General features: G+C 44.7%; 16 protein-coding genes and 1 pseudogene. 15 read left to right on the top strand and 2 right to left on the bottom strand.

All coding sequences use genetic code 11. The features are described from left to right. Positions 1–23 precede the first annotated feature (23 nt). The 4 genes and pseudogenes from EV690_RS07375 to EV690_RS07385 form a co-directional block, all read left to right on the top strand. Positions 24–797: a transporter substrate-binding domain-containing protein gene (locus tag EV690_RS07375; RefSeq protein WP_131912354.1), complete on the top strand. Its 774-nt coding sequence runs from the start codon at positions 24–26 to the stop codon at positions 795–797. Positions 798–961: 164 nt separating this feature from the next. Then, positions 962–1,873, top strand: a complete 912-nt coding sequence (locus EV690_RS07380) for a lactate/malate family dehydrogenase (protein ID WP_131912355.1) — start codon at positions 962–964, stop codon at positions 1,871–1,873. A gap of 228 nt (positions 1,874–2,101) precedes the next feature. Continuing rightward, positions 2,102–2,200 (top strand): VOC family protein, encoded by a 99-nt coding sequence (locus tag EV690_RS18710; protein ID WP_396022807.1) that lies wholly within the window; start codon positions 2,102–2,104, stop codon positions 2,198–2,200. 237 nt (positions 2,201–2,437) lie between these two features. Continuing rightward, positions 2,438–2,764: pseudogene (locus tag EV690_RS07385) on the top strand (VOC family protein); the annotation flags it as partial. Between the two features lie 79 nt (positions 2,765–2,843). Here the strand turns inward: EV690_RS07385 and EV690_RS07390 are convergent. Together EV690_RS07390 and gstA are read right to left on the bottom strand one after the other, a co-directional pair. Then, entirely contained in the window at positions 2,844–4,466 is a 1,623-nt protein-coding gene (locus EV690_RS07390) for a peptide ABC transporter substrate-binding protein (protein WP_131912357.1), read from the bottom strand. A 320-nt stretch (positions 4,467–4,786) separates the two neighbouring features. Further along, a complete protein-coding gene (gstA, locus tag EV690_RS07395) occupies positions 4,787–5,389 on the bottom strand; it encodes a glutathione transferase GstA (RefSeq protein WP_131912358.1) in 603 nt (200 codons plus the stop codon). A 311-nt stretch (positions 5,390–5,700) separates the two neighbouring features. Between gstA and EV690_RS07400 the strand changes: the two genes are divergently transcribed. The 11 genes from EV690_RS07400 to aspT all read left to right on the top strand — a co-directional run bounded on the left by EV690_RS07400 (position 5,701) and on the right by aspT (position 17,876). After that, positions 5,701–6,174, top strand: a complete 474-nt coding sequence (locus EV690_RS07400) for a YbaK/EbsC family protein (RefSeq protein WP_131912359.1) — start codon at positions 5,701–5,703, stop codon at positions 6,172–6,174. 140 nt (positions 6,175–6,314) lie between these two features. Then, positions 6,315–7,112 (top strand): SDR family NAD(P)-dependent oxidoreductase, encoded by a 798-nt coding sequence (locus EV690_RS07405; protein ID WP_131912360.1) that lies wholly within the window; start codon positions 6,315–6,317, stop codon positions 7,110–7,112. Positions 7,113–7,511: 399 nt separating this feature from the next. Beyond that, complete coding sequence (locus tag EV690_RS07410) at positions 7,512–8,843, top strand: Na+/H+ antiporter family protein (protein ID WP_131912688.1); 1,332 nt, start codon at positions 7,512–7,514, stop codon at positions 8,841–8,843. 189 nt (positions 8,844–9,032) lie between these two features. After that, positions 9,033–9,461, top strand: coding sequence for a DoxX family protein (locus tag EV690_RS07415; RefSeq protein ID WP_131912361.1), 429 nt, complete (start codon positions 9,033–9,035; stop codon positions 9,459–9,461). 60 nt (positions 9,462–9,521) lie between these two features. Beyond that, positions 9,522–10,442 (top strand): aromatic amino acid DMT transporter YddG, encoded by a 921-nt coding sequence (yddG, locus tag EV690_RS07420; protein ID WP_131912362.1) that lies wholly within the window; start codon positions 9,522–9,524, stop codon positions 10,440–10,442. Between the two features lie 154 nt (positions 10,443–10,596). Then, on the top strand, positions 10,597–10,893 hold the full coding sequence (gene hxsD, locus EV690_RS07425; RefSeq protein WP_165872691.1) for a His-Xaa-Ser system protein HxsD: 297 nt from the start codon (positions 10,597–10,599) through the stop codon (positions 10,891–10,893). Between the two features lie 3 nt (positions 10,894–10,896). Then, positions 10,897–12,375 (top strand): His-Xaa-Ser system radical SAM maturase HxsB, encoded by a 1,479-nt coding sequence (gene hxsB / locus EV690_RS07430; protein WP_131912364.1) that lies wholly within the window; start codon positions 10,897–10,899, stop codon positions 12,373–12,375. Then, a complete protein-coding gene (gene hxsC / locus EV690_RS07435) occupies positions 12,368–13,567 on the top strand; it encodes a His-Xaa-Ser system radical SAM maturase HxsC (RefSeq protein ID WP_131912365.1) in 1,200 nt (399 codons plus the stop codon). The genes hxsB and hxsC overlap by 8 nt, the downstream gene beginning before the upstream one ends. Next, on the top strand, positions 13,557–14,135 hold the full coding sequence (gene hxsA, locus EV690_RS07440; RefSeq protein WP_131912366.1) for a His-Xaa-Ser repeat protein HxsA: 579 nt from the start codon (positions 13,557–13,559) through the stop codon (positions 14,133–14,135). The genes hxsC and hxsA overlap by 11 nt, the downstream gene beginning before the upstream one ends. A 360-nt stretch (positions 14,136–14,495) precedes the next feature. Then, complete coding sequence (locus EV690_RS07445) at positions 14,496–16,127, top strand: NAD-dependent malic enzyme (RefSeq protein WP_131912367.1); 1,632 nt, start codon at positions 14,496–14,498, stop codon at positions 16,125–16,127. A 66-nt stretch (positions 16,128–16,193) separates the two neighbouring features. Beyond that, positions 16,194–17,876: an aspartate-alanine antiporter gene (gene aspT, locus EV690_RS07450; RefSeq protein WP_224054935.1), complete on the top strand. Its 1,683-nt coding sequence runs from the start codon at positions 16,194–16,196 to the stop codon at positions 17,874–17,876. Positions 17,877–18,163 lie beyond the last annotated feature (287 nt).

Here is an 18,163-nt window from a genome sequence, read left to right on the forward strand (position 1 = left end):
CGAATAAATAGATAAGGATTGTTATGAAAAAAGTAATTTTGGCTGTTTGCCTTGGATTGATGACGCCTGCCGCGATGGCTCAGACTCTGACATTTGGTGTGGCGCCCACTTTCCCGCCATTTGAGTCAGTGGCAACCGATGGCTCACTCAAGGGCTTTGATATTGATTTGGGCAATGCGATCTGCGCCCATCTCAAGCGCGATTGTAAGTGGGTGAATACCAGTTTTGATGGGATTATTCCGGCGCTGAAAGCGCGTAAATTTGATGCTATTTTATCGGCGATGTATGTCAATAGTGCGCGTTTAAAGCAGATTGATTTTACCCATAAATTGTATTCTATCGGCTCTTATCTGGTGGCTAAAAAAACAAGCCCGTTGGATGCATCCAAGCTAAGTACCCTTAAAGGTAAATTAATTGGGGTTGAATCGGGCTCTGCTCAGGAAGAGTATGTAAAAGTACACTGGCAAAATAAAGGGGTGGATGTGCACTCCTATAAAGATGTCGCCCAAGTCTATTTGGATTTGCAAAATGGCCGGTTAGATGGCGCGGTGCTCTCTGGTGTGAGTGCTGATTTAAGCTTTTTAAGTCAGCCCCGTGGCCAGGCATTTGCGATGAAAGGGAAGCCTCTTGAGGATCAAAAAATCTTCGGTGTTGGTTCCGCTATTGGGGTACGAAAAGCAGATAATCAACTGAAGGCTCAGCTTAATCAAGCGATTGCGCAGATGCGACAAGATGGGACTTATCAGAAAATTGCTCAGAAATATTTCTCATTTGATATTTATGGTTCAACACCTTAATTAGTGAGTCCAAAGAAGCTAACTATCTGCCCACTATAAATAAATTTTGTTATGGTGGGTTTTATGACCGAATGCGACATCTATCCGTCACGTTCTAAGCAGCGCTTTCGCTTTGATGCCAGCAGCTGCGATAAGTTTAGTATTATTCTAAGGAGGAATTTCCATTGAGTCGTCATGTTTCTATTATCGGTTGCGGCCATGTCGGAGCCGATGTCGCTTTTAGCCTAGCGAGTCAAAATCTGGCCGATCACATTAGTCTGTTTGATAAAAAAGAAGAGAAAGCATTTTCTGAGATGCTTGAGCTTAAAGATATGAGCTCATTGATTCACTCGCATGTGCGTTTTGACTGCAATGATGAATCTCAGTTGGCTACGACCGATATTATTGTGGTGGCCGTTGGCCCGAAGGCGACCGAAAAAACCGATCGTCTAAATGAGGTGTTTGAGACCAGTCAAGCGGTTGCGCAGTGGGTGCCGAAAATTAAAGCTGCCCATTTTGATGGAGTTGTCATTAATATTACCAATCCGTGTGATGTGATTACGGCTCATTTAGCGAAACTGTTGGCATTACCCCAAGGACGCGTGTTTGGTACTGGTACCTCGCTTGACAGTGCGCGGATGCGTCGAGTGGTGGCTGATACGCTTGGCGTTGCAACGGCCTCAGTGGATGGCTATGTGATGGGCGAACATGGTGAATCGCAGTTTGTTCCATGGAGCACGATTCGTGTCGGAGGTATCCCATTCACTCAATGGCCAGCCGCTTCGGGGGTTGATCTGATGGCGCTTGAGCAGCAAGTGCGCCACGGTGGCTGGGATATCTTAGCCGGTAAAGGGTGGACCAGTTTTGGCATTGCATCCGCCACGGCACGGTTGGTGGATGCTGTGTTTAGTGATGCCCATAGTGTGTTTGCTGTTTCAGCATTTGATGAGACGTTGCAGACGCAGATTGGTCAGCCAGCCATCATTGCTGCTCAAGGTGTTGTGCAGCCAGTGCCTGTGGAACTGACTGACCAAGAGCGTCAACGTTTTGCAGATTCAGCAGCCGTTATTAAAAAGGCGTTTGCCTCGATTGCATAAGTGATGGGAAATCGTTCCAGCCGCTTTCGCTAAGCGGCTGTTTATCTAACAATGAAATAATAATTTGTAATGGTCTTTGCCCTGTCCAATATGATTTTTCCTCTGAGCAGACATTTGCTATCTTGACCTCTCACAGAGCCTCATTGGGGTATTCGTTTGCGAGAAGATTCGATAACCATATCGCTATAATACCGCCCCATTGATTTTAATCGTAGATGAGCTAACACGATGATTACCGGATTAAATCACATCACTATTGTCGTCTCAAATCTTGAATGTGCCCTTAATTTTTATCAACATTTACTAGGGACTGTTGACCTTTTGTGATTAGTTTTGCAGAAATCTGAGAGGGATTTAGGCAAGGCAAACGTTGTGCCGTGTAGTATTCTCCACAAAGAACGTTTAACGCTGGATAAATTCCTCTCAGATACTGCCCTTGGGGTTCATTTAAACGCATCCTGAACTTTGTTGCCCTCTGCTTGCTTAACTCATTAAGCGACGCAGGGTGCGCCGCGTTCAAAATGCGTTTAATTTGAACAAAACTCAACCACCAAAGGTCAACAGGCCCTAGGGTTTAAAGGCCATGTGAAATGGCAACGCGGTGCTTACTTATCAGCGGGGGATTTGTGGCTTTGTTTAACTTTGGGTGAGCCTTGCCCTAAAGCGGATTACAGCCATATTGCGTTGAGTGTTGAGCCGGGAACATTTCATGCGCTTTGCCAGCGCTTAAAAGAACATCTAGTGCCACAGTGGCAAGATAATACCAGTGAAGGGGAATCTCTCTATCTACTTGATCCCGATGGCTATAAGCTGGAGATTCATATTGGCGATTTAGCCAGTCGGCTTAAAGCGCTTGAATCTAACCCTTATCAGGGGCTTGAATGGCTGTAGGAGGTGTTCTGGTGCGGTTTTAATATCCCTACTTCCTTGTAGGGGAGTTAAGCTCTCATTCAATGAGCTCAAAAATGGATTATTTGGCTTTCATGTACATATTCTTGACGTAATAATCATTCATGGCGTTATGCATTGGATAACCGCCAACGGTTGGTCTGACTAATCGAGCATTCACAAACTGGTAGATAGGTGCAATTGGCATATCTTTGGCCAGAATCAGTTCAGCTTTGCGGTAATCGGCATAACGTTTGGCTTCATTACTGATATTCATGGCGGTGTGAATCAAGGTGTCATATTTTTTATTGGAGAACTGCGGATTATTTTGCACATTGCCAGTGGTCATCAGCGACAGGAAGGTTGATGGTTCGTTATAGTCTCCATACCAGTCGGTACGGGCCACTTGGAACTGTCTTTGTTGCAAAGTCTGCAGATAGGTCTTCCATTCTTGATTTTCTAAGTTAACTTTTACACCGAGTTTCTGCCACATTTCACCAATGGCTAGCGCAATTTTTTTATTGTTCTCGCGGGTGTTATATAAGATGGTCAGTTTGAGATGTTTGCCTCCTTTTCCATATCCGGCTTCTTTCATCAACTCGACTGCTTTTTTATCCCGCTGTGCTTGGGTCCATGTCGCATAAGCTGGGGTCGGAGGAGTATAGCCGGCAACGGCTGCTGGGGTTAAATTGTAAGCCGGCAGTTGTCCTTGGCCGAGGATTTTTTGGGTGATAATGTTGCGATTGATGGCATAAGAGAGTGCTTTACGAACTCGAACATCATTCAGTGGCGGTTTGTTGAGGTTGAAACTGTAATAATAGGATCCCAAGATACCAGTGACTTTTAGATCTTGTGGGTATTCATGTTCGAGATGGCGGTACTGGACTGTTGGAAAATGGGCAATGTCAATTTCACCCGCGAAGAAACGGTTCATCGCTGCCTGGGCATTGGACAGTGGTAGCATTTTCACATGATTAATGACGGTCTTAGCGTTATTCCAGTAGTAGGGATTTCGAACCATATCGATCTGACCATTGACGACCCATTTAGTTAACTTATAGGCGCCGTTGGAAACGATATGATCTGGCTGGGTCCATTTGTCTCCCCATTTTTTTATTACGGGTGGGTAAACAGGAAGAACAGATGAATTGGCCATCATCTTCACAAAATAGGGAACTGGCTTGGCCAGTGTGACTTTGAGTGTATGAGCATCGAGTGCTTGAACGCCGAGTTTATCGGGGTTCATTTTCCCATTCACAATCGCATCAACATTTTTCATATTAGTCAATTGCAGATAATAAGCATATGGTGATGCGGTTTTCGGATTGGCTAGCCGGCGCCAAGAATAGACAAAGTCTTGGGCAGTGACAGGTTTACCATTTGACCATTTGGCATCATGGCGTAGATGAAAAATATAGACTTTATTATCTTTATTTTCCCAACTTTTGGCGACTCCAGGGATCATCTTGCCGTGTGAATTGAAGATCACTAAGCCTTCAAAAAGCTGATCATCAATATGGGCGCCCGGAATTCCTTCGATGAGGTTAGGATCTAGGGTTTCTGGTTCGGCTTTATTATCAATCACAATGGATTGGTTTTTCGCGAGTTTTACCCCAGCCGGGACATTTGCTGCGTAAACGCTGGCAGTTCCCAAACATGCGTAAAGTACAACAAATAAATTGAGCGGTGTTCGTTTAAAATCCATAAAATTCTCCATAGAATCAACCGTTTTAAAGACCCTCATAGGGGGCCATGTTCAATGGTGGTGGTATCTTGGGCTCGAATGAGCTTTGTTCCATACTGCGATATACCACTGAAAACCATCTTAGCTTAAAGATGACCATTGTCAGAAATGTTTATAACGAAGCTCAAATCTATAAAAAGTGACGGAAAAAACTAAAGATCTGCAATGATTGAGGGGCTTTGCTCGAGTTCATGAAAAAGTTATATATCGAGTGGATTTAACTCGAACGGTTGGTTATGCCGCACAATGAACGGCCAAGTCATGTGCGGCGACTTGAATGGTTAAATCAACCCTTCAGCTTTTAATGCGCGTTGCACCGCTGGGCGAGAGCCGATGCGCTGCTGATATTGCACCAGATTTGCCCATTGGTTTAAATCGATTTTGACCATACTCATCCAGTTTAACGTGGTAAACAGATAAGCATCGGCAATGCTGAAGTGTTCGCCAAAGATAAACTCCCGGTTGCCAAGTTTTTCACTGACCCATCCCAGTCGTTTATTCATTAACGCTTCACTGGCTGCTCGACTTTTTGCATCTTGGCCTGATTGCATTAGCGGGATGATGGTTTTGTGGATTTCAGTCGAAATATAAACCATCAGGCTTTGTAACTGGTAACGAGCCAGCCCAGAGTTTGGAAATAATTGTTGATCAGGATGAAGCTCAGCTAAATATTGGCTAATAACAGCGCCTTCGGTTAAAACATTGCCATCATCAAGTCGCAAAGTTGGCACATAACCTTTGTCATTGACGCTGAGATAGTCTTCGTTGTTTTCAGTCCGCTTTGATTTGAGATCAACTTTTTCTAAAGTGTGAGACACTCCGAGTTCTTCAAGAACAATATGGGGAGCGAGTGAGCAGGCTCCCGGCGTATAATACAGTTTCATACGACTCCTTTATGAAGCAATTGCGGGTTTGCAATTCAGTTAGTTGTATCACAGCGTGGCCGATTCGGATACCCGCTCGACATGATATTGGCGGGCTCTCTTGGCGTTGAAAACCAAAGATGACTGAGCTCAACGACTGATGATGGTAATGGCTTATATAAGCTTCTTTATGAGCTGGCTCTTTTTTACGTTTAGGGTGAATCGTTGGGAGAGTGATGCCCACATAAATTGCTGGGCCATGATAAAATCATCTTTGCACCTTGTTTGAATGTTTACATGCATAGAAAGTTGTTGTCAGAGGTTGAGTTGTCATGTTGCAGAAAACTGCCGTCGAATTGTTTTTAGATGAATTAGCTATCCCCTATCAAAGTATTCAATTTATTCGCGATACACCCAATACTCAGGTGCGAACGGAGCCGACTGTCAGCTGGGATAAAGTTTATAAGACACTAGCGCTAACAGGCAAACGTACTGGTCCGGTAATAGCAGTGGTGCCAGTGCAATCGCGAATGTCTTATAAAAAACTTGCTAAGGTTTCGGGTAATCGCAGTGTTGGCCTACTCGATCAAGCCAAGCTTATTGCCACAACCGGCTATGAGCATGGCGCTAATAATCCGGTGGGGATTTGGCGGAGCAAAGGCTATCCTATCTTCTTTGAAAATAAAGCGCGTCATCAAGGGCAAATTTGTGTTTCTGCGGGGGAGGTGGGGCGAGCGATGCTGGTCGATACGCTATCATTAGCTGACTTGGTGCATGCCCAATTTAGCGATTTACTAGAGGGCTAACCGTGCAACTCGGCTATAGGTGGTTTATTTTCATTGAGCACTATTGACCAGTTGTTAAGATATTCAAATACAACATAAATTGACGGGGGCAGAATGGTTCTGCTGAGATACCGCCAAATCATTAACCAAAGGGGAAATCGATGCAAATTAACTTAGCCGATAAACTTGCTATTGTAACAGGCTCCACAAAAGGGATTGGTTTGGCAACTGCAACGGGACTTGCCCAATGCGGTGCCACCGTTGTTGTCAATGGTCGTACCGAAGCGGCGGTACAACAGGCTATCGCTAAAATTAAACAGCGGGTTCCCAATGCTCAGTTAATCGCAGTGGCCGCCGATCTTGGTAGCCGCGAGGGCTGTGATAAATTGATCCAAGCCCAGCCGCAGTGCGATATCTTAGTAAATAATATGGGGATCTTTGGCCCGAAAGATTTCTTTGAAACCGATGATCATCTCTGGCAACAATATTTTGAGGTGAACGTTATGTCGGGGGTGAGACTTGCTCGGCATTACCTGCCCGCGATGGCTGAAAAACACTGGGGACGGGTGATCTTCTTATCTTCTGAATCCGCTTTTAATATTCCAGCCGATATGATCCATTATGGGGTTTCCAAAACAGCTTATACTAGCATTGCTCGTGGTTTGGCTAAACGCATGGCCGGTACCGGGGTTACGGTGAACTCAGTGCTGCCGGGGCCCACGATGAGCGAAGGGGTGGCAGACATGCTCAAAGAGCAAGCTGAGCAAGCAGGCCAGAGTATTGAAGAGGCGGGCATTGCATTTGTCAAAGCTAATCGCCCCTCGTCGGTCATTCAGCGGATGGCATCCACCGAAGAAGTTGCCAATATGATCGTCTATGCCTGCTCTGAGCAGTCTTCTGCAACCAGTGGGGCGGCGCTTCGTGTGGATGGTGGTGTCGTCGATTCGATTGCGCCATAGTTGCTCGTGGTTTCGATGTACAAGCGGCCTTAAGGGCGAACATGCCAGTCTGTTCATGACTGGCTTTTTATTGAAGGCTAATAAAACAGCCTGACCTACCTTTTTATCATTTTCACTTGAATCGTCTCGATTCGTCGCTCTCGGTATTTTTAGCTTGGCTGTTGAGCGATACCGTTCGGCTAGCCTAAAACTTGGCATAACTCGCTCAAATTGAATGAAATATCAACGAACAGTGCGAGTATTTTCATAAATTGCTCAATATCAGTGTCTGAAGCTTGGCAGTAAGGTGGAAAAACGGTATACAGAGGCTGCTCGAGCTGGCGTTGTTCTGCTGGCTGGTGAAGCAATGGTCGTCGTTATATCTGAAAGTAAAGGGAGTCAAGGTTGATTTCTTATCTGATGGCAAACACCAATGCAGTGGTTGTTGGGGTTTGCCTTATGTTGTTGTTAAGTGTACTGCGTTTAAATGTAGTGATTGCCTTGTGCGTTAGCGCTGTCGCTGCAGGATTGCTTGGTGGTATGAGTTTCTCTGAAGTCACCAAAGTATTTGAAAATGGGCTCGGCGAGGGGGCTGAAATTGCCTTAAGTTATGTGATGCTAGGGGCTTTTGCCGTAGCGATTTCTCGTTCGGGTCTGACTGATTGGATGGCCTCACAGATTATCTCTCGGATTGAAGAGTCGCCCTCTGCTAGCCATATTTTGCTGATGCGCACGTTGGTGGGTGCATTGCTGTTAATGATGGCGATATTCAGTCAAAACCTGATCCCAGTGCATATTGCCTTTATTCCTATTCTAGTGCCACCACTACTTAATGTGATGAACCACCTAAAACTCGATAGACGTTTAATTGCCTGCATCCTCACCTTTGGGCTTATTACGCCATACATGGTATTGCCCGTTGGCTTTGGCGGTGTCTTTTTAAATCAGTTATTGGCTGGTAACTTAGCGCAAAACGGGTTGCAGATCGATCCGAGTAAAGTTGCTCCGGCGATGTGGATCCCCGCCATTGGGATGGTGGTTGGGTTGTTAATTGCGGTATTTATTAGTTATCGAAAACCACGGATTTATGCCGATAAAGAGCTGCTTGAAGAACTGCCGGAAATTCGCACTCCCTCTTTATTTTCGATTATCGTCGCTGTGGCTGCGGCGCTCGTTGCACTGGGAGTACAGCTGTATTCTGGTTCAATGATTTTTGGGGCGCTCAGTGGCCTGACTGTGTTTTTTCTGTTTCGCCAAATCAGTTGGCAGCAATCCCAGCACGTCTTTTCTGGCGGAGTTGAACTCATGGCCATGATCGGTTTTATCATGATTAGTGCCGCTGGTTTTGCGGCGGTGATTCGTGCCACAGGGGATGTCCATGCGCTGGTGAATACGTTAAGTGGTTGGTTGGGGAGTAATCAAGCTGTGGCAGCGGCAAGTATGCTGATTGTTGGGCTGGTGATTACGATGGGGATTGGCTCATCGTTTAGCACGATTCCAATTATTGCCACGATTTATGTGCCGCTGTGTCTGCAGCTGGGCTTTGATCATACCGCCACTGTTGCACTGGTGGGCACGGCTGCCGCGCTGGGGGATGCTGGTTCACCAGCTTCCGATTCGACGTTGGGTCCAACTTCAGGTCTGAATGCTGATGGTCAACATGATCACATTCGCGATAGCGTTATTCCGACGTTCATCCATTATAACTTACCACTGTTAGTTAGTGGGTGGGTTGCAGCGATGATTTTATAGAAAAGTAGTCTGACTAAAGGGGCGAGATGTGATGTTATGTAAACTTGCTTTTCAGATCAATTTTTCTACATTTATTTGCTTCAAAGTATATGAACATCAGGAAGTTATTGACCTATATCAATTGATTAAAACAGATCATAGGTAGCTTAATAGGTGACCATTATTCAGGGATTTTCGAGGAGAAAAATTGTGGTTACGTCGTTATTAAATGCCTTAAATAAGAAGTGTAACCATCCCGATTTGGCAAAATTACTTTTGCGTTTGTCAATGGGTATGCTGTTATTTCATGGATTTCATAAAGTCATGGCAGGTGTGGGTGGAATTGGCGCGATGCTGGTTGCTCATGGCGTGCCTGAATATGTCGCCTATGGTGTTTATGTCGGAGAAATTGTCGCTCCGATCTTGATTATTTTAGGGGTTTTATGTCGCCCTTGTGCCATTGTTATTTTTGGCACGATGGTGGTGGCTTGGTTATTAGTCGACAAGGGGTCGACCTTTGCTGTCGACCAGTATGGGGCATGGGCGATTGAGAGCCTGATGTTTTATGTGATGATGTCATTAGTTATTCTATTTAATGGCGCGGGTCGATTCTCGATTGTCAGTGAAAAATGGCGTTAGCTCTTGCGCCATAAGTAGGCTTGAGTCACACTGACAAATTTCGTCTTTGAGGACTCAAGTTTGCTTACTCCGGCAAAAGCGACAGGGCTTGGTTTAGTTGCTATAGGCCTGTGGGCGTGTATTACTGCGTCGCTTCGAATACTGAGTAGTTCCCTTCCGGTGCTAGGGTCGATAGCACTGATTTATTCACTGGGCACTCTGCTGCAATTTGGGTTGGTTGGCTGGCCGAAATTAAAAAATTTTCCACGACTTTATCTGTTCCTCGGGGCTGGTTTATTTGTCAGCTACGAGTTATGTATGTCGCTTTCAGTCGGCTTTGCGACAAGTGATCAACAAGCCATTGAAGTGAGTATGCTCAATTACCTATGGCCTGCTTTGACTGTTTGGTTTGCGCTGTTAAGCGAAAAACGGCTGGGACATATTGGGCTCTATATTGGTATTGTATTGTGTCTGTTTGGCGCGCTACAAGTGGTTGGTCAGGGGCAGATCAGCTGGGTTTTGCTCCGTGAACATCTGATGAACAATCCTTTGAGTTATATCCTAGCTACCGTCGGAGCGGTGCTTTGGGCACTGTATTGTGTGTTAACTAAGCATCTCGCCAAAGGCCATGATGGAATCGTATTTTTCTTTGCGTTAGTGGCGTTATCGTTGTGGATTCAGTATTTGTTCAGTGATGAGCCTGCGTTGTCATTTTCGATGTTTTCTGCACCATTGTATGGTTATCTCGTCTTAGCAGCCATTGCGATGGGGGGAGGCTATGCGGCTTGGAATAAAGCGCTTTTAAATGGCAATGTGACTTTATTAGCTGTTTTTTCTTATTTTATTCCCGTGTTTTCAGCGCTGATTGCTGCTTGGCAGTTAGGGGTGGCTTTAAATTGGCCATTTTGGCAAGGATGTTTACTCATTAGCATTGGCTCTTTAGTTTGCTGGTGGGTTACGCGGCGGGTGCATAAACCGTCTTCGGCTGAACCTGTCACCTGAGATTCGAGATTTCGTACAAATGTTGGTTGTTCCATATCAAGCTCATTAAGGGATTTTTCATGATCTGTGTAGATATTATGCCCCTTGAAAAGGAGTAGTTTAATATATCAACGGTATAGTGAATCATATCTAATAATCAAGGATGATAGAATTCATGCCATCTCAAGTCACAATCTCGTTTGATCGTCATATTTTTAGTCAAGAAGCACTTCTTCATGCTTGTTATGAATTAGCTGAGTTGGCAGCATTTGATATTAGAATACAGGACAACGATATTGTCGTGCTGGCTACCGGACTTTCGAAACAAATTCAGTCTGATAATGACTTGATTACCCAATTTCGAACAGTTGCAATTGACTATCAACTCCGTGAAAAAATTGTGCAACAAACACAGTCTATCCGTGAAACCTTGATTCATGCGGCACTAAGTCATGCAAAAGGGGATTTCTAATTGATGGATATTGCCGCGCCTGAAGATTTCATGCCTCATCGCTATCAGCTGCTCCCTTTTCGATTCGAGCGAGTTGACTCTAATCAGTGTTTGCTTATCAATGAAGTAGGTGAATATTGTTATCTGAACACCCAAGAACTAGAAATGCTGGTTGATGGAACACTTGCTACTGATAGCCCCGCTTTTGAAAAATTACAATCCAAATCCTTTGTCTACACTGACCACAACAATTATGTGTTACGAACATTCTGTGCCCAATACCGCGCTCGAAAGTCATTTTTATTCGAAGGGCCGGCATTGCATATTTTTGTTCTGACATTGCGGTGTGAAAATTCATGTGAGTACTGCCAGGTCACACGACGAAGTCCAAATGCAGGACAATATGATATGCCGGAGGAAACAGCTAAGCAGTCGGTTTATCGTATGTTTGAATCACCAGCTCATGCACTCACCATTGAATTCCAAGGTGGAGAGCCTTTACTGGTATTCGATTTGTTGAAGTACATTGTGGAATTGAGTGTCGAGCTCAATCAACATCACCATAAAATTTTGCAATTTGTGGTCGCAACAAGCCTGCAGAATATCGATGACCCAATGCTACAATTTTTTCGCCAACACAATGTCCACATATCAACATCCATGGATGGCCCACAATGGTTGCATGAACACAATCGTCCTAATCACGCATCTGATAGTTACAGTCAAGCAGTCAATGGGATTAAAGCGGCAAGAAAAATCTTAGGGCATGACAAAATCGCAGGTATGACGACCATTACTCGCAGCAGTTTAGCAATGCCTCATGCCATCGTGAATGAATACGTCAAATTAGGCTTTCATTCCATTTTTTTACGGCCGTTAAACATGTACGGATTTGCGGTCAAAAAAGAAAGTAAGGTCGGGTATTCCGCCCATGAATTCAATTCCTTTTATGAAAAAGCATTAGATTACATTATTGAACTCAATCAACAGGGCTACCATCTAGAGGAAGTTAATGCTTCTCTGGCGTTAAATAATATCCTAACACCGAAGGCCTCCGGATTTGTTGATATGCGCTCCCCGTGTGGGGATGGAACGGGAGTGCTGGTATATAACTATGATGGGCAAGTTTACCCATCGGATGAATCACGAATGTTGGTCGAAATGGGTGATGATTCTCTCGCTCTGGGCTCAGTTAAAAGTACTTATAGGGAGCTGATGACAGCCAAGCCCCTACAAACAATTCTCCAGTCGGGCGTTGCCGAAGCGCTCCCAGGGTGTTCACACTGCGCTTACCTTCCGTATTGTGGTTCCAATCCAGTTCAAAATTATTCCCGCTATGGAAATATGGTTGGGCACCGGGCGACGAATGCATTTTGTCAAAAACAGAAGTTTTTGTATCAAGATCTATTTAAGCGACTAGAAGACCCAGCCTGTCGAGATATTTTCTACACTTGGCTTCCCAAAAACCAATATCATCCAGCAAGGGAGGTCGTTCATGCGTAATGGACAACCGCTTAAAACGAAAGCTAATATTGAGAATCTAACTGCCCCATTGATGCTGGAAGTGATTGACCTAGAGTCGTTTATTTCTTCAGGAGATTGCAATAATAAACATTGTTTACTGATACATGAGTATGCGCCATCACTGGATTCGATCCTCAAATTAGACTGGGGCGCAGTTATCATTATTAATGAGATATCCCCGCCAATAGATAATCGTCTCCCCATTGCAACCGACCTAGAATTTCCGAACGCCATAGCCTCTGGCGATGTTATCGTGATCAGCTTAAAACGAATTAATGTACTCTATCGTCGAAGTAGTCATTCAAACCTGCTGTTTGTGACCGAGCGTTGTGACCACCGATGCATTATGTGCTCCCAACCACCGAAAGAGATTGACGACACATGGCGAATAAACGAGTGCCATCAGCTGATCGAGTTGATTGATGACGATACGACTACATTAGGTGTTAGTGGTGGTGAACCCACACTCTTGGGCGATGAGCTGCTAAAACTCATTCAACATGCGAAAGACACTTTACCTAAGACAAGCCTTCACATCCTAACGAATGGGTGTGCTTTTGAAGATTTTACCTACGTATCAAAAATACAAACGCTTGCCCATCCACACATCATCTGGGGGATCCCCATCTATGGAGCAACACCCCAACACCATGATTACCATACCCAAGTCACAGGCTCATTTAATCAAACAATACACGGTCTTTACAACTTAGGTCATGCCAAACAGCACATTGAGCTCCGAATTGTATTGACCCAACATGTGGTGAAGCACATTGAAGACATTGCTGAATTCATTACCCGAAATCTAGCTTTTGTTGAAACGGTGGCTTTCATGGGCATTGAACCGACGGGCTTTGCTCGAACCAACTATCAGCAAGTCTGGTGTGAATTAACCGACTATCAATGCTCCCTATCTGACAGTGTGAAGCGCTTACAAAGTAACGGGATCCACACGGCACTCTACAATATTCCGCTCTGTCACTTACCTGAAACACTCCATCCGATTGCCGCGCAAAGTATTTCGGAGTGGAAGAATACCTATCGAGACGAATGCAATAGCTGCGAAAAAATCAGTCAATGCAGTGGATTCTTTCAATCTCATCGACAACGATTCGGTCATCAACGCATTATCCCCATTCAATCTCTAAGGAGTGAAACTCATGGAATTTAAATTGAAAAAAATTCGTCAAGTTATCAGCCAATATATACCTGGCTTATCTGTCGCAAGTATTGGAACAAGCGCGCTTATAGCTCCCCATGCGTATGGCATGCAAGCGGTATTGACCAACCAGGACATAGATACAGCTCAACTCAATCGCTTAGTAGAATTTGATACCCCACTTAACGCGAATATTGATAACTTGTACGCATCCCATTCCAGTCATAGTTCTCATTCGAGCCACAGTTCACATTACTCCTCGAGAACCAGTGGTTATTCATCGCCATCAACCCCAGTCTACAGTGATCCATCTCCCCCTTATTATCCGCCAGTAACGACACCAACACCGCCTGTCACACATCCCAAACCTATTCATAAAAGTACCCCAAAACTGAAAATACTGGTGATGCGAGTTCAATTAGCTCTGTTCAAAAATGGATACGATGTGGGTGCAATTGATGGTGTTATGGGTCCGGATACGGCTAAAGCGCTAAGGCAATATCAAAGCGTTATGGGTCTGCAAGTCACGGGCACAATGACAACTGAAACATTGAATAGCCTGGGTGTTTTGCTACCCTAGACAAAGTTTCTAAGATATAGCAAAGTCTAACCCTGATTCTTCAATGAAATCAATATGTAGCAATATTTTTCATTTTAATACCTAGACATCAGATATCGTCTTAAATTAATTAGCTGGTTATCGTTTGCCGTGGCTTCAAATTCAGTTGGGCGTGAAGAAAATTTCCTTCTGCCAGTTGAGCGACCTCTGTTAACGTTCGAAATCTCGAACGTAGCGGGGTTCCTTTTTCCCAGATATCAAACATTTAATATCAACTGAAATAAAATAAATTGATATTTTTCAATATCTTATTTTTTATTTTTAAGTTGGCACAAGCATTGCTCTTATCCCTATGACTTACATAATTTAGTGAAAGGAAAGATGATGTTTGAACAAACAACTAGTGCATTAAGTGGCCGTCAGGTTCTCTCTCGCGCTGATATTAATAAAGGAACCGCTTTCTCAATAGCCGAGCGCCAAGATTTACATCTAGAAGGGCTGCTTCCTCCTTCAATTGAAGATTTAGACCTGCAGGTTAAACGAGTTTTAGAGCACTTAGGTGAAATCAAGGATGAACTGCATCAGTATGTTTATCTGATCGATTTAGAAGAGCGTAATCAGACTGTCTTTTATAAAACAATTATGAGTGACCCTAAACGCTTCATCCCAATTCTTTATGATCCAGTAGTAGCTGATGCGTGTTTGAAATTTGGCCATATTTACCGTCGTCCTCGCGGTTTATATATCACGCGTGACATGAAAGGGCGTATGACTGAGGTTTTACGTAACTGGCCTGAAAAAGATGTGCGTTTTATCTGTGTGACCACCGGTGGCCGTATTCTTGGGTTAGGTGATATTGGTGCCAATGGGATGGGGATCCCGGTTGGGAAACTGCAGCTTTATACAGCATGTGCAGCGGTTCCGCCCGAAGGATTGTTACCTGTATTGTTTGATATTGGTACGTCAAACGAACAGTTGCGTAATGACCCTTATTATTTAGGGACTCGTGAAGCACCTCTTGGCGAAGAAGATGTGGATGAACTGACCGAAGAGTTTGTTCAGGCCGTTCAGGAAGTTTTTCCAAACTGTTGTTTGCACTTTGAAGACTGGAAAGGGACTCAGGCTATCCGGATGCTGAATCGTTATAAAGATCAGATCCTGTGCTATAACGATGATATTCAAGGTACCGCCAGTGTGGTTCTGGCAGGGATCGCAGGTGGCCTGAATATCAAAGGTGAAGTACTTAAAGATCAGCGGGTGTTCTTTTATGGTGCCGGTTCTGCGGGAACGGGGATTGCAAAACTGGTGAAAGCAGAAATGCTGACCCAAGGGCTTGGTGAAGAAGAAGCAAATTCACGCATTGCTATGTTTGATGTGGATGGGCTGATTTGTAGCACTCGCAATGATCTAAATGAAGCTCAAGCGCCATTTGCGCATAACGTTGAATATACTTCCGATCTAGTGGAAGCGCTTAGAATGTTCAAACCAACCATTATTGTTGGGGCGAGTACGCATGCGGGTGGGTTTACCCAAGAAGTCGTCGAAACACTCTGTGAATTTAGCGATCAGCCGATGATCTTCGCCATTTCTAATCCTACTTTTAAAGTTGAATGTACAGCGGAACAAGCTTATACCTGGTCAAAAGGTCAAGCGTTGTTTGCTGCCGGAGTGCAGTTTCCTGATTTTGAATTGAACGGCAAATTGCACCGTCCAGGTCAAGCGAATAACTTCTACATTTATCCTGCCATTGGCTTGGCTACTTATGTTGCTAAACCCAAACGGCTCAACGATGAATGCTTCATCGTAGCGGCTCACGCGGTTGCTGATCAAATCAATCCAGAAATGCGTGAACAAGGCATGCTATTCCCGAGTCAGGACAACATCCTGGAATCTGAAATTCAAACGGCGACGAAGGTCGTGGAGTATATGTTTGATTCAGGTCTGGCTCAGGTTGAACGTCCGGCAGATATCCGAGATTGGATTGAAGGCCAGTTGTACACTCCTAAATATTAATTACGCCCTAGAACTATGTAAAAGAGCTTGGGCGATGCCCGGGCTCTGCTAAAAGGACATTCAGTCATGTTCGTTATTCATGCAATTATCAATACCTTTCATCGCTATCCAGATATTGCTATTTATCTCACGCTTGCCGTGGGATTCTGGGCTGGACGATTAAAATTTGGTTCCTTTAGTTTTGGAACTGTTACCACCACGCTGATTGCCGGTCTGATTATTGGTCAGATAGGCGTGCCTATTCCTCATGTTCTGCAATCAACCTTCTTTGCCATGTTTTTGTTCGCAGTCGGTTTCTCCGTCGGTCCGCAGTTTATTCGGGCGATCCGTTCGGATGGTCTGCCCCAAGTCTTTTTCGCCATTATTGTCTGTTTAAGTGGTCTGGCAACCGCTTGGGTTCTGGGTCATATGCTGGGCTATAATAATGCGCTGACTGCTGGTCTGCTCTCGGGGGGATATACCAATTCAACTGTGTTAGGGGTGGCCAATAACCTGATCGCGAACAGCGGTATAGGCAAAGAAAAAATTGCCGAACTACTGGCCTTATTACCGGTTGCTTATGCCGTGACTTATCCATTTGGTACAGCGGGTTCTGCTTGGATCTTAGGGACATTGGCGCCTAAGCTATTTAGGTTCAATCTTCCTGAAGTTTGCCGCGATTATGAACGTAAGCATGGTTCAACCGGTGATGCAGGCACGACTGCTTACCGTAATCTGATTGCCCGCGCTTATAAAGTTACTCACAGCAGTGCTGCCGGAAAGACGGTTCGAGAAATCGCCCAATTGTGTGAAGGCCAGATTTTCATTCGTCGTGTTCGTCACAATGGTCAAATCTATGAAGCACAAGGCGATACGCAGGTCTGTAACAACGATACGATTATTGCGTCTGGCTCGATGAATAACCTGTTGAAATTTGAAGCGTTGTTGGGTGAAGAGGTGCACGATTCTCAATTGTTAGAATTTCGCACTGAAGAGCTCGAAGTCGTTGTGCAAAATAGTCAGTTTATCGGCCAGCCGATGAGTATGTTACATACTCAGTTGATGAGTGAGCCAGGTCGAGGATTGTTTATCAAAGGAGTGAGCCGAAACGATGCGGAACTTACCGAAAGCGATCCGATTTTGGTTAAGGGTGATGTTATTCGTTTGTTGGGTGCATATCAGGATGTTAAAAAAGTTGCCGAACAGATTGGTAAGATTGCCGCCAAAGGCAACAAAACTGACGTCTCCTTCATGGGTTTTGGGATTGTTATAGGCTCTTTGTTAGGTGCGATTACTATCCATATTGCCGGGATCCCATTAAGTTTTGGAACCTCGGTAGGGGCGATTATCGCGGGGATTGCGTGTGGCTATGTTCATCATAAAAAACGCAGTTTTGGTCAGATCCCGTCTGCGGCTATCTGGGTGTTTAACAACATTGGGTTGAATGGTTTTATTGCGATTGTTGGCCTGAACGCTGCTCCTCGATTTATCTCAGGATTAGAACACTATGGCGTGATGCTGTTTATCGCGGGTATTCTGGTCACTTGTATTCCATTATTCGTTGGTTTGATACTGGGGCATTTTGTGTTTAAATTCCATCCCGGCATTTTAGTCGGTGCGTGTGCAGGGGCTCGTTCAACGACTGCTGCATTAGGGGCGGTGGTTGATGCCTGCGATAGTAACGTTCCTGTGTTAGGTTATACCATTGGCTACGCGGTATCGAGGGTGGTTATGGCGTTGCTTACAGTGGTTGTCATCAATTTCTTCTAAATACTAGGGACTGTTGACCTTTGGTGGTTGAATTTTGTTCAAATTAAACGCATTTTGAACGCGGCGCCCCCTGCGGCGCTTAGAGTTAAGCAAGCAGGGGGCAACAAAGTTCAGGATGCGTTTAAATGAACCTCAAGGGCAGTATCTGAGAGGAATTTATCCAGCGTTAAACGTTCTTTGTGGAGAATAACTACACAGCACAACGTTTGCCTTGCCTAAATCCCTCTCAGATTTCTGCAAAACTAATCACAAAAGGTCAACAGTCCCTAGTGAAGTCATAAGTCACT

Source organism: Celerinatantimonas diazotrophica, assembly GCF_004339545.1.
In the GTDB taxonomy this organism is placed as follows: domain Bacteria; phylum Pseudomonadota; class Gammaproteobacteria; order Enterobacterales; family Celerinatantimonadaceae; genus Celerinatantimonas; species Celerinatantimonas diazotrophica.